The organism is Cytobacillus mangrovibacter, from assembly GCF_042865275.1.
GTDB lineage: Bacteria > Bacillota > Bacilli > Bacillales > Cytobacillaceae > Cytobacillus > Cytobacillus mangrovibacter.
Genome location: NZ_JBIACJ010000005.1, coordinates 188,052 through 201,761 on the forward strand (window position 1 = coordinate 188,052; position 13,710 = coordinate 201,761).

Annotated in this window: 10 protein-coding genes; all 10 read right to left on the minus strand. The window is 38.7% G+C overall.

The genetic code is table 11. From position 1 onward, the window contains the following. Positions 1-4: 4 nt before the first annotated feature. Positions 5-652, minus strand: a complete 648-nt coding sequence (locus ACFYKT_RS11265) for an amino acid ABC transporter permease (RefSeq protein ID WP_389219492.1) — start codon at positions 650-652, stop codon at positions 5-7. A 79-nt stretch (positions 653-731) separates the two neighbouring features. Then, positions 732-1,508 (minus strand): transporter substrate-binding domain-containing protein, encoded by a 777-nt coding sequence (locus ACFYKT_RS11270; RefSeq protein WP_389219494.1) that lies wholly within the window; start codon positions 1,506-1,508, stop codon positions 732-734. A 168-nt stretch (positions 1,509-1,676) separates the two neighbouring features. Continuing rightward, complete coding sequence (gene yihA, locus ACFYKT_RS11275) at positions 1,677-2,258, minus strand: ribosome biogenesis GTP-binding protein YihA/YsxC (RefSeq protein WP_389219496.1); 582 nt, start codon at positions 2,256-2,258, stop codon at positions 1,677-1,679. Next, complete coding sequence (gene lon / locus ACFYKT_RS11280) at positions 2,255-4,582, minus strand: endopeptidase La (protein ID WP_389219498.1); 2,328 nt, start codon at positions 4,580-4,582, stop codon at positions 2,255-2,257. Before lon ends, yihA begins: the two co-directional genes overlap by 4 nt. A 326-nt stretch (positions 4,583-4,908) precedes the next feature. After that, positions 4,909-6,576 (minus strand): ATP-dependent protease LonB, encoded by a 1,668-nt coding sequence (gene lonB, locus ACFYKT_RS11285; RefSeq protein WP_389219500.1) that lies wholly within the window; start codon positions 6,574-6,576, stop codon positions 4,909-4,911. Positions 6,577-6,774: 198 nt separating this feature from the next. Beyond that, the gene (gene clpX, locus ACFYKT_RS11290; protein ID WP_389219502.1) at positions 6,775-8,040 is read right to left on the minus strand and encodes an ATP-dependent protease ATP-binding subunit ClpX; all 1,266 of its coding nucleotides are present in this window, start codon (positions 8,038-8,040) and stop codon (positions 6,775-6,777) included. Positions 8,041-8,596: 556 nt separating this feature from the next. Then, positions 8,597-9,880, minus strand: coding sequence for a trigger factor (gene tig / locus ACFYKT_RS11295; RefSeq protein WP_389219504.1), 1,284 nt, complete (start codon positions 9,878-9,880; stop codon positions 8,597-8,599). A gap of 161 nt (positions 9,881-10,041) precedes the next feature. Next, positions 10,042-11,067, minus strand: coding sequence for a tetratricopeptide repeat protein (locus ACFYKT_RS11300; protein ID WP_389219506.1), 1,026 nt, complete (start codon positions 11,065-11,067; stop codon positions 10,042-10,044). Positions 11,068-11,469: 402 nt separating this feature from the next. Continuing rightward, positions 11,470-12,063, minus strand: coding sequence for a 3-isopropylmalate dehydratase small subunit (gene leuD, locus ACFYKT_RS11305; RefSeq protein WP_389219508.1), 594 nt, complete (start codon positions 12,061-12,063; stop codon positions 11,470-11,472). A 19-nt stretch (positions 12,064-12,082) separates the two neighbouring features. Beyond that, the gene (leuC, locus tag ACFYKT_RS11310) at positions 12,083-13,495 is read right to left on the minus strand and encodes a 3-isopropylmalate dehydratase large subunit (protein WP_389219510.1); all 1,413 of its coding nucleotides are present in this window, start codon (positions 13,493-13,495) and stop codon (positions 12,083-12,085) included. Between the last annotated feature and the right edge of the window lie 215 nt (positions 13,496-13,710).

Genomic DNA, 13,710 nt, shown 5'->3' on the forward strand with positions numbered 1-13,710 from the left:
TCCTTTAATCACTGCTAGACATTTTTTTCTCAATCATTCTTACGATAATAGAGAAGAATAAAACGAGAATTAAATAATAGACAGCAACAATAAGCAAATAGCTCATATAGTCATATTTAAGAGAACCATGTGTGGTTGCCACATTAAAGAGCTCGTACATACCAATAAACGAGGCGAGCGAGGAGTCCTTTAAGGCAATAATGAATTGATTTCCCAGCGGCGGGAGCGCTCTACGGCTTGCTTGCGGCAAAATAATTCTTCTCATCGTTAAGCACATTGTCATTCCAAGTGAACGTCCAGCCTCCATTTGACCATGATCAATCGACTGAATAGCTCCGCGGAAAATCTCCGCGATATAGGCCCCGTTATGAAAGGCTAGTCCTAGAACAACAGCCAGAAAATCGGAAATATTAAAAGCGGTTAATCCAAAGTAGAAGATAAAGATCTGGACAACAAGCGGGGTACCACGAACTAAGAAGATATATAAATCAGCAATCCATTCCAGTATTTTTATATTGGATATTTTTAAAAAGGCAAAAAATAAGCCGATAAAAATAGCAATAAAAATTGAGACGATTGTTAATTCAAAAGTGAGAAGCATTCCTTTTAAAAAGACAGGGTATGTGTCGATGAATTTTGTTAATAAGCCCACAGGTTTCCTCCTTTAAAGTAGGTTATAGTTATGAAAAAAGGCGAATGTATTTCTGCTACATTCGCCTGCATGCTTATTGCTACTCTGGAACAACAGTAATATCCTCACCGATATATTTTTTGCTTATTTCTGTTAGCGTTCCATTCTCATGGAGCTTTTCAAGCGCTTTATTAATTTTTTCAAGAAGCTCTGTATTTTCTTTTGCAACAGCAATTGCTTGTTCACTGCGGCCAAGCAATTCTTTGCCAACAATATTCATACCAGCACCGATTGCTTCTTTACCAGTGATAAAGTCAGTTATAACCGCATCATGCTTTCCTTTGCTTAATGCCTCAAGTGCTACTACATCGCTATCATAGAATTTAATATTATCTGTTGCCTTTTCTGCATCTGCAGCATATGTAGTGCCTTTTGCTACAGCAATTTCCAGTCCTTTTAAATCATCCAGTGTCTCCATTGAGCTATCCGGACGAACATAGATTTGCGGCCCCGAGAAATAATAGGGAATTGAAAAATTAACAGCTTCTAATCGTTCTTCTGTTATCGTATGACTTGCAACAGCTGCATCAAATCGACCGGATTTCACACCTTCAACAATTCCGCCAAACTTGAATTTATGCTGGACTGGTTCTAGTCCTAATTCCTTCGCAACCGCTTCACCTACTTCAATATCAAACCCACTCATTGTCCCATCATCGTTTGTTACACTGAATGGATTAAACTCTCCTGAAGATGCATAAGTAAACTTTCCATCATCCACTAGTTTCATGCCTTTATTCGAAGCTTCTTTTGCTCCGCATGCAGCCAGTACAAAAATGAGCAATAGCAGAATTACACCTTTTCCAAAATGTTTCACTAGTAAGAATTCCCCCTTTGTTTCTCTTTCAATTTTTGAGCTTCCTACCTTATCATACGTCTCTAATATTCACAAAATTCACATTTAGTGATAATTCATACTATCTCATCACATAATTAGTATAAAAAAAAGAATCCCATCGCATATTCGCAATGGAATTCTTTTCTATTACATATAACTTCTTAATAATCCCCAAGCCTCATCTTTTCCCTGACCTGTTTCAGAAGAAAAGAGAATGATATGATCATTAGGGTCCAAATCTAATGTTTCCTTAGCTATTTTTAAGTGCTTTTGCCATTTAGCTTTGGGAATTTTGTCTGCCTTTGTTGCGATTATAATACATGGAATCTCATAATGTTTTAAGAAATTATACATCATTACATCATCTTTAGATGGCGGGTGGCGAAGATCAACGATTTGGACAACAGCTCTTAGCTGCTCTCTATTCGTTAAATACGTTTCGATCATTTTCCCCCAGGCTTCTCTTTCTGATTTTGACACTTTTGCGTAGCCGTAGCCCGGTACATCAACAAAATGTAAGATTTCATTAATAAGATAGAAATTTAATGTCTGTGTTTTTCCGGGTTTTGATGATGTTCTTGCTAAATTTTTTCGATTGAGCATTTTATTAATAAATGATGATTTCCCCACATTTGATCTGCCTGCTAGGGCAAACTCTGGCAAAGCCTCCCCAGGATACTGGTCAGGCTTTACCGCACTAATTACGATGTCTGCTGAATTTACTTTCATGCTTGCTCTCCCCCATTCAATGCATGCTTTAATACTTCGTCAACATGGGAGACGAGAATAAAGGTTAGATCTTCTCGAACACTTTCAGGAATATCATCAATATCCTTTTCATTATCCTTTGGGATGATAATCTTTGTTAGTCCTGCCCTGTGTGCACTTAATGATTTTTCTTTCAACCCGCCTATTGGAAGAACACGCCCACGCAATGTGATCTCCCCAGTCATTCCGACTTCCTTGCGAATCGACTTTCCTGAGAGAGCGGATACGAGTGCAGTCGTTATGGTAATTCCTGCGGACGGCCCATCTTTAGGTACCGCTCCCTCAGGTACATGGATATGAATATCATACTTTTCATGAAAATCTTCTTCTATATCTAATTCTTTCGCTTTTGAACGAACATAACTAAATGCCGCTTGAGCCGATTCCTTCATAACATCCCCAAGCTTACCTGTAAGAACAAGCTTTCCTTTTCCTGGAGAAAGAGACACTTCGATTTGCAATGTATCTCCGCCAACTGTCGTATACGCAAGGCCAGTCGCTACCCCCACTTGATCCTCTGCTTCAGCTTGTCCATAACGGAATTTGGTCTTCCCAAGAAACTCTTCAATATTCTTTTCTGTGATCACAACTTTTTTCTTTTCCCCAGAAACGAGGATTTTTGCTGTTTTTCGGCAAATGGTCGCTAATTGTCGCTCAAGGCTACGGACACCAGCTTCTCTTGTGTAATATCGGACTATTTTTTGAATGCCATCTTCCCGAATTTGAAGCTGGGATTTAGACAATCCATGGTCTTTTATTTGCTTTTGTAAAAGGTGATCTTTGGCAATATGAATCTTCTCTAGCTCTGTATAGCCTGCAATCGTAATAATTTCCATTCGATCACGCAGCGGGCCCGGAATTGTTCCTAAATCATTGGCAGTTGCAATAAACATCACCTTTGAAAGATCATAGGACTCTTCGATATAATGGTCGCTGAAACTATGATTTTGTTCAGGATCCAGCACTTCTAGCATCGCTGCGGATGGATCTCCGCGGAAGTCATTTGACATTTTGTCAATTTCATCTAATAAGAATACAGGATTAATCGTGCCAGCTTTCTTCATTCCTTGAATAATTCTGCCAGGCATTGCACCTACATATGTTCTTCTATGACCGCGAACTTCAGATTCGTCCCTCACTCCCCCAAGAGAGATGCGGACAAATTTCCGATTAAGGGAAGTAGCGATTGAACGGGCCAAGCTTGTTTTCCCAACACCAGGAGGTCCTGCCAGACAAAGGATAGGCCCTTTTAGTGAATTGGTTAGCTTTTGTACAGCTAAATACTCAAGAACACGTTCCTTCACTTTATCAAGTCCATAGTGATCTTCATTCAGTATGCGCTCAGCCTTATGAATATTTAAATCATCTTCAGTCGCATTGCTCCATGGCAAAGAAATAAGCCAGTCAATATAATTGCGGATCACTGCACTCTCTGCTGAGCTGGATGGGATTTTTTCATATCTGTCCAGTTCCTTCAGAGCAGTTAATTGAACATGTTCAGGCATACCAGCCTTTTCAATTTTTTCAGTTAGATCAGCAATTTCGCCTGTCTTGCCTTCTTTATCCCCTAATTCTTTCTGAATCGCCTTCATCTGTTCGCGCAAATAATATTCCTTCTGCGTTCGTTCCATTGATTTTTTGACCCGCTGGCCAATTTTCTTTTCTAAATTAAGGACTTCTTTTTCATTATGAATAATTTCGATTACTTGATTCATCCGCTCTTTAACATCAATCGTCTCCAGGATTTCCTGCTTTTCCTTTAGCTTTAAAGGTAAATGAGATGAAATGATATCTGCCATTCGTCCTGGTTCTTCAATATCCGCAACAGCTGAATAGGTTTCTGCTGATATTTTCTTTGATACTTTTATGTATTGCTCAAAGTACTCAAGCATAGTTCTCATTAAGGCTTGATCTTCTACATCCTTTGTTGTTGATTCTTCAAAAACATCAATACTTACAGCATAGTAATTTGTTTCATCATAGAATTCAACAATTTCAGCTCTTTTGAGTCCTTCTACTAATACTCGTATTGTACCATTTGGGAGTTTAAGCATTTGTTTCACACGTGTTAACGTGCCTCTTTTGTACAAATCCTCTTCTCCTGGTTCATCTATCGAGATTTCATTTTGCGTAGTTAGGAAAATTAAATGGTCATCTACCATCGCTTTTTCAAGGGCTTGTACCGATTTTTCACGTCCTACATCTAAATGTAGAACCATTGTTGGATAAACAAGCAAACCCCGAAGCGGCAGGAGGGGGACGATGATTTCTTTCTTTTTCGCCAAACTAAAGCACCTCCAAATGTAAATCTTTATTAGCATAAAATGGCTAGTAATTTCTTTGTACAATTCTATCGCATTTAGAAGATAGTGTCTAATCTGAAAGGCGGAAGCGCCTTGTTTACCCCCGACAAGCACAAGACAAGCCGGCATGAAGGTTGTTCTTTACCTTCTTGTCGGATTGGCTTGTGACCTCGAGGGGGTAGGCGCTGAAGCTAGACAATCTGAAAAGCGGAGGCAACTGTTTAGCCCCGACAAGCACATTTCTTTAACTGCATAAAGAAAACTTCGGCTTATCGCATTCGATTGCAAGCCGAAGTTTATCGCACCATCTAAATGCTTTCTTTTTTCGCTAATTCGATTGAAGCAGTTATCGATTTCTCGAGGTGGAAATTCTTTAGTAGGGCTATATCAAAAACTTCATTCAAATGGCTTACAGGAACAATTCTTATCCCTGTTATTTCTTTCAAAATCGATTGCATATTTTCCGCTGGAATAATCACTGTTTTTGCTCCAGCCTTCTTCGCTGCTTTCACCTTCGGATACACGCCGCCAATTGGTTTGACATGTCCATGGATGCTTATTTCTCCAGTCATTGCTACCGTATGATCAATTGGAAGGTTGTAGATGGCTGAATAAATCCCCGTTGCCATTGCAATACCTGCTGAAGGTCCGTCAATTGGAATACCTCCAGGAAAGTTTACATGAATATCATAATCATTTGCTGGAACCCCCATTGATCGAAGGACTGTAATGACATTTTCAATCGACCCTCTGGCCATACTTTTTCTGCGAATAGATTTTCCTTGCCCACCAATGCTTTCCTCTTCTACAATTCCCGTAATATTAATGCTTCCTTTATCCGCAGCTGGTATTACCGTAACTTCAATTTCCAGAAGCGCCCCAGTATTTGGCCCATATACTGCAAGTCCATTCACAAGACCGACAGCTGCATTCGCATTAATTTTCCTTTCCATTCTTGGAGTGAGCTGGCTTGATTGAATCACCCACTCAATATCCTCATCCTTTATGTAGTCCCTATCCTCTGTGATGGCTAGCCCAGCAGAAATTTGAATCAGATTCACCGCTTCTCGGCCATTTCTAGCATAGGAGGCTAATATAGCTAATGCATTTTCACTAATCTTAAGATTAACCTTTTGAGCTCCCTTTCTTCCAATCTCGATGATTTCTTCCTCTGATAATTCTCTGAAGAATACCTCCATACATCTTGAGCGGATCGCAGGCGGGATTTCACTTGGTGTTCTCGTTGTTGCCCCAACTAATCTGAAATCAGCAGGGAGCCCATTTTTAAAAATATCATGAATATGATTTGGAATTTGTGTATTTTCTTCATTATAATAGGCACTTTCTAAGAATACCTTTCTATCCTCTAAAACCTTCAATAATTTATTCATTTGAATCGGGTGAAGCTCGCCAATCTCGTCGATAAACAGTACGCCTCCGTGCGCATTTGTTACGGCTCCTTGTTTAGGCTGCGGGATACCAGCTTGTCCCATCGCACCAGCCCCCTGATAAATTGGATCATGAACAGAGCCAATGAGCGGGTCAGCGATACCTCGTTCATCGAAACGAGCAGTCGTTGCATCTAATTCAATAAAAACAGAAGAAGGTTTAAATGGTGACTTTGCCGTTTTTTTGGCTTCTTCTAATACAAGTCTAGCTGCAGCAGTTTTCCCAACACCAGGCGGTCCGTAAATGATTACATGCTGCGGGTTTGGACTGCATAGTGCCGCCTTTAGCGACTTGATTCCATCTTCCTGTCCAACAATGTCAGCAAAACTAGATGGTCTTACTTTCTCTGCTAAGGGCTCTGTTAAAGAAATAGATCTCATCTTTCTTAGTTGATCCATCTCCTTTTTCGACTCTCGATCAATGGAAACCTTTTGTGTTCGCTGATTTTTAAGTAAGTTCCAAAAGTAAAGCCCGATCACGATTCCAAAAAACAGTTGAATAAATAAGGCAATCCCCGTCCAACTCATATAGTTCCCTCCTGCATTAAAAGTTCTCGCTGATAATGCTAGTATCTCCTTCACTGAGTTGGAATAAACAAGAATTTATTAGAAATGAAGAAGGATTGATACACTAAAAATAGCTGCAAAAAAGCCAAACCTTTTACGGTTTGGCTTTCATAAAGCATAGTTATGCAATAATTAAATTAAAGAATTAGCCATGCTTTTTTAAGCAGACGTTTTGCGTTCTTCATCAATGATTGTTCCATCTTCGAGAATTAGCTTCGGTGCAGAGTTATCCACGATCGCTTCTTTCGTAATGATACATTTCTTAATATCATCACGTGAAGGAAGGTCAAACATCACATCCAACATGATTCCTTCAATAATTGAACGAAGACCACGGGCACCTGTTTTGCGTTCAATTGCTTTTTTGGCAATTTCAACAAGTGCTTCTTCTTCAAACTCAAGCTCAACATCATCAAGCTCAAGCATTTTCTGATATTGTTTAACAAGCGCATTCTTAGGTTTAGTAAGAATTTCTATCAATGCTTCTTCATCTAAAGGCGTCAAACTCGAAATAACTGGAAGACGACCGATGAATTCTGGGATTAAACCAAATCTTAATAAATCTTCAGGCAATACTTTTGATAGAAGTTCCTTTTGTTCAAGCTCATTTTGCTTCGAGTCAGATCCAAAACCGATTACCTTCTGTCCAAGACGACGCTTAATAATTTGCTCGATTCCATCAAAAGCTCCGCCACAAATGAACAAGATATTTGTTGTATCAATTTGGATAAATTCTTGATGCGGGTGTTTTCGTCCGCCTTGTGGAGGAACACTTGCAACTGTCCCTTCAAGAATTTTTAATAATGCCTGCTGAACTCCTTCACCAGATACATCTCTTGTAATCGAAGGATTTTCAGATTTTCTGGCAACTTTATCAATTTCATCAATATAAATAATTCCTTTTTCTGCTTTTTCAACATCATAGTCAGCAGATTGGATAAGCTTCAAGAGAATATTTTCAACATCCTCCCCTACATATCCCGCTTCTGTTAATGAAGTAGCATCAGCAATGGCAAAAGGCACATTCAAAATTCGAGCTAATGTTTGCGCCAGCAATGTTTTTCCGCTTCCTGTCGGCCCTATCATAGCAATATTGCTTTTTGAAAGTTCCACATCATCAATTTTGCTGTTGGAATTAATACGTTTGTAGTGATTGTACACAGCAACTGATAAGGATTTCTTTGCCTGATCTTGACCAATGACATATTCATTAAGAATATCACGAATTTCTGAAGGCTTCGGAACATCCTTAAACTCAACTTCCTCTTCCGTTCCAAGCTCTTCTTCTACAATCTCGGTACAAAGTTCAATACATTCATCACATATATAAACTCCTGGACCGGCAACAAGCTTACGAACTTGATCCTGTGTTTTGCCACAGAATGAACACTTCAATTGCCCTTTTTCATCATTAAATTTAAACAAATCCTTCACCCCTTGAAAACTTCAAATCGTTATAAAAAGCTTATGCGAATCGTATACAAACAAATTAGTTTCAGCCTTGAAAACTATCTTGCTTTTAGCGCCTAGCCAGCCGATGTGAACTTATCATCGCTGGTCAAAGCGTACGTTTATTTCTTTATTCTTCATTAGTTATGTATATTGCATTGTAACACATTTCCACTTTGGACAGGAAATGATAACACTTAACAAAAGATCATGATCAGTTATGTATGTTTATAGACGATTCGCTTAGGCTGAAAAAAAGATATTCTAAATAAGCTTAACCAATAATGGTCAAATTAAGTCGATAGTTTTTATCCAAAAACTGCATATGTATAGTCTGGAGGTGAGGTTTAAAAAGTCGGAATAGAATAAATTAAGCTTAAATGCTGATTTATTCATGCCAAAAAGATTTTAAAAAATTCTCCAGTAAAAATTAAGTATGTCAATTGTACAAAACAAGGCACGATTATATCGCGCCTTGTTCATTATGTTTTTTATCTAGCTTACTTTTATGTTTAGCTTCTTTTTTATTATATTAAACAGTTTTACTGTTTTCCACAAGGAAATCAACTGCTTTTTTAACTTGAAGATCGCCTTTTAGGCCCTCAAGGCTTCCAAGAGCTTTTTGAATGTTTTCAACTGTCATATTGTACATTTCAGCCATTTTATTCAGCTCTTCAGTTACTTCTTCATCAGTTACTACGATGTTTTCTGCTTTTGCAATTGCTTCAAGTGTTAAGTTAACGCGAACGCGCTTCTCAGCTTCTTCTTTCATTTGGTCACGTAATGCACTTTCATCTTGACCAGAGAATTGGAAGTAAAGCTCAAGATTCATGCCTTGTGCTTGAAGACGTTGTCCAAACTCATTCATCATACGGTCAACTTCCGTATCAATCATAACAGCTGGAAGATCAATTTCTGCATTTGCAGAAGCTGTTTCTACTACTGTATCTTGTACAAAATGCTCTGCTTCATGTTTCTTGCTTTCTTCTAAACGAGTTTTCACTTTTTCTTTAAGTGCATCTAAAGTTTCTACTTCTTCATCAGCATCTTTAGCGAACTCATCATCTAGTGCAGGAAGTTCTTTTCCTTTAATTTCATGAATAGTCACTTTGAAAACTGCTGGCTTACCAGCTAGTTCAGCAGCATGGTATTCTTCTGGGAAAGTAAGTTCAACATCTTTTGACTCTCCAGCAGAGATTCCTACTAATTGCTCTTCAAACCCAGGAATAAATTGACCTGATCCAAGTTCAAGTGAATAGTTTTCAGCTTTGCCGCCTTCAAATGCTTCACCATCAACAAATCCTTCAAAGTCCATAACAACTGTATCGCCGTTTTCAGCTTTGCCTTCTTCTTTTACAACAAGCTCAGCAAGCTTTTCTTGCATAGCAGTTAATTCATTAGTAACGTCTTCTTCAGTCACTTCAGTATTGAACTTTTCAACTTCAAGTCCTTTGTATTCGCCAAGTTTCACTTCTGGCTTAACTGTTACTGTTGCTTTAAAGATTAAGCTTTTGCCTTTTTCCATTTGCTCTACATCGATTTCTGGACGATCAACTGGCTCGATTCCAGTTTCTTCGATAGCAGTTGCATATGCTTCTGGTAGAAGAAAATCAACAGCATCTTGATATAAAGATTCAATACCGAAACGTTTTTCAAACATTCCACGAGGCATTTTCCCTTTACGGAAGCCTGGTACGTTTACTTGTTTAACGACTTTTTTAAATGCAGCGTCTAAACCTTCGTTTACTTTTTCTGCATCTACTTCAATTGTAAGAACCCCTTGGTTCCCTTCTAGCTTTTCAAATTTTGCAGACATAAATTTAGTTCCCTCCAACAATCTATTATCATTTCATATATCACGAATTGGTATAGATAATTCTTGTTTTGCAAGCAATATTTCTCACAAAGTAAAAAATACCATTTACATATACAACCATTATATTATAACACACGTTCTTTTTCTTTCAACATTGAAGACTAAAAATTGCCGTATGAAATTTCTTCTAGTTTCATTAAAAAAGCATGTGCCTGGTTCATCTCTTCCATTTTCACTTGATAACTTAAGGCAAAATCCTCATATGAATACTGAATTCCACAATATTCTGCAGCCAAGGAATGATAAGCAGCAGCCCAAACATTTTCCTTAAATGAATCAAATGAAAAAGGATAGAGGATGAAAAAATGCCGGTTGATTAGACTTTTACTATTTTCAAATAAAATTGGATCATCATGCTCTATTTGATCACTTAACAGTCGGAGTATTAACTCCATATCAGGGAGCTCATGAACAGCAGGAAGATTGGCTGGAATAACCGAAAGTTCTCTATCTAGTTTTCTAACCTTGATTTCTTTATCATACTCATGCTCTGACAAGACGTTTAGAAGCAATGTTTTAAAGAAAAGATCCCCTTGATTTGAGGTCAAATAATTTTTTATCCGATCAACATATGATCTTATATTTCTTTCTGCAAGCTTGGCAGCTAACATCATTTGCTCTTGTTGATCTATGTAGGAAAACAAATCGATTTCTTCGTCATAATCTTCAGGAGGTGCCTGTTCCACTTCTATCGTTGTGGATGCTTTCACCATCCTTCTACTAAATTCAAGCATACGTGCAAAGTTTTCGTATTTCTCTACGGGAATTTCTTTTTCCTCTAATAAAATTTCTATCGTTGTAACAATTTCATCATACTGATGAAGCTGAACAAGAATCATCAGGTAAAAATCAATGATTTGGAAATATTCTCCTATCCCTTTTTGCAGCATATCATTTGCTAGTTCTTTTGCCTTTTGCAAAGAGCCTAATTCAAAGTGAGCAAGTACTAGGCCAATATGGACATCACTATTTTCGGGCTCCAACTGATTAGCTTCTTCAAAAAGGTCAATCGCCTCCCTAAATCTTTTTTGTTTCATTTTTTCGAGGCCTTTTTCAAGGAGCCTTTTTTCCAGATCGGGAAAAAGAATTACTTTATCATTTAATTTTTTCCGATCTCGTTTCTTCATTCAATTCCCGCCTCTAACTTAAATTTGAAGTAAGTTTAGCATGTAAATCATGAAAAAACAAAATATAACTTCAAACAAGGATAATGAGAAAAAAGCCTGTGAGGTGTACGAGCAAAATTTTGATCGCCTTACTGATCATTTTCTGTTCGAATACCCTACAGGCTTTTTTCGTTAATATACACATAGTTGGTAAAGGTTGATTTCCGCTCCAGGATGCTCCCTTTCCGCGGGGTGGGCGGTGAGCCTCCTCGGTGCTAAAGCACCTGTGGGGTCTCACCTGTCCCACTTCTCCCGCAGGAGTGTCGCACCTTCCGCTCCAATCAACCAAGCTTTTTGGCCATTGTATCAACAGTTTTCATTCACGCAATCTATTCAAAAACAACATTCTTTAAGAAAAGAGCCCTAAGATATAGCTGCAGCGTCATCTTCGAATTTTACTATTTTTTCTTCTAATTGAAGGGTAAGTTCAATTTCATCCCAGCCATTCATCAGCATCTTCTTCCAATACATATTAATTGGGAAGGAAACGGAAAAACTTGCGTTATTTGTCACGGTTTCATTTTCAAGATCAATTTTCAGCTGAAGAGGTTGTTTTTTTGCCTCTTCTAATAAATAGGAAACATCTTCTGGTTTTAATTTAATAGGGAGCATTCCATTTTTCAAACAGTTTTGATGAAATATATCTGCAAAAGTCGGTGCAATGACGGCTTTAAATCCGTAATCAGATAACGCCCATGGTGCATGCTCTCTCGAAGAGCCACAGCCAAAATTCTCATTGGCAATTAATATCGCTGCTCCTTGATTCTCTGGCAGGTTTAACTCAAAGTGGGGATTTAACTCGCCATCCTTCGTATATCGCCAATCATAAAATAAATATTGACCAAATCCTGTCTTCTCAATTCTTTTCAAAAATTGTTTTGGAATGATTTGATCTGTATCAACATTTGCCCGGTCCATAGCAATGGCCTTTCCTTCTATAATTGTAAATCCGCTCATTCTCTTCACTTCCCTTCTATTAAATTACTTCTGCCTCAACTAATTCACTAACATCCACAAATCGCCCATATATCGCAGCTGCGGCTGCCATTACTGGGCTGACTAAATGCGTTCTTGCTCCTGACCCTTGTCTCCCTTCAAAATTACGATTCGAGGTGGATGCACAATGTTCGCCACTCGGAACGATATCATTGTTCATACTTAAGCACATACTGCAGCCTGATTCTCTCCACTCAAAGCCCGCCATTTGAAATATCTGATCCAATCCTTCTTGTTCAGCTTGTCTCTTAATCTGCTGTGATCCTGGAACAACTAAGGCTCTAACTTTCGGATGAATATTTTTCCCTTTCACCATTTCAGCCGCTTGCCGTAAATCCTCTAAGCGAGAATTGGTACATGATCCAATAAAAACATGCTGGATTTCAATGTCAGCAATTTTCTGACCCGCTTCTAAACCCATATATGCTAAAGCGTTTTCCAACGATTTTTGCTCTATTTTACTATTGCAATCTTCTAAAAGGGGAATCCTTTCTCTAACGCTTGAAGTCATGGAAGGATTTGTTCCCCAGCTCACCATTGGAGTAATTTTCGTTGCATCGACGGAAATTACTTTATCAAAAACGGCATCCTTATCTGATGCGAGTTCACTCCAATTTTGGATAGCTTTCTCGAATTCCCTTCCTTTCGGGGCATGCTTTCTCCCTTCTAAATAAGAAAAAGTTGTTTCATCAGGACTAACTAAGCCAGCTCGGGCGCCTCCTTCAATAGACATATTACAAATGGTCATTCGCTCTTCCATTGTCATCTTTTTTATTACTTCTCCACTGTACTCAATCACATACCCTTGACCAAAGTTGACTCCATTTTGGGAAAGAATATAGAGAATGACATCCTTTGCTGTAACCCCTTTTCTCAGCTGTCCATTTATTTCGATATTCAATGCTTTTGGTTTCGTTTGCCAAAGTGTTTGTGTTGCCAGTACATGCTCCACTTCACTTGTACCGATTCCAAAGGCAATGGCTCCAAATGCACCATGTGTAGAAGTATGACTGTCGCCGCAAACAATCGTCATTCCTGGCTGTGTTAGACCAAGCTCAGGTCCAATCACATGAACGATTCCCTGCTCAGGGCTATCCATACCAGCAAGAGGGATGCCAAATTCCAAGCAATTTTTTTCTAAAGTTGTCATTTGATTTAAGGCCACTGGGTCATCGATTTTATTTCTATTAACGGTAGGCACATTATGGTCCATTGTCGCAAATGTTCTTTCCGGTTTTCTTACTTTCCGATTTTTCATTCTTAAACCGGAAAATGCCTGTGGAGATGTCACTTCGTGTACTAAATGAAGATCAATATAGATTAAATCTGGCTTTCCTTCCTCTTGATGGACAACATGCTTTTCCCATATCTTATCAATAATTGTTTTCCCCATTTTTTCCTCCTGCTTTCTTTTTTAAAGGCTGTTTTCATAAACTTTGTTGCTAAAAGTAGTAGGTAAAGGTTGATTTCCGCTTCAGGTGCTCGCTTTCCGCGGGGTGGGCGCCCGGCCTCCTCGGCGCTTTACGCCTGCGGGGTCTCAACTGTCCCACACTTCCCGCAGGAGTCGAGCACCTTCCGCTCCAATCAACTAATCTTTTTTGTAAATTG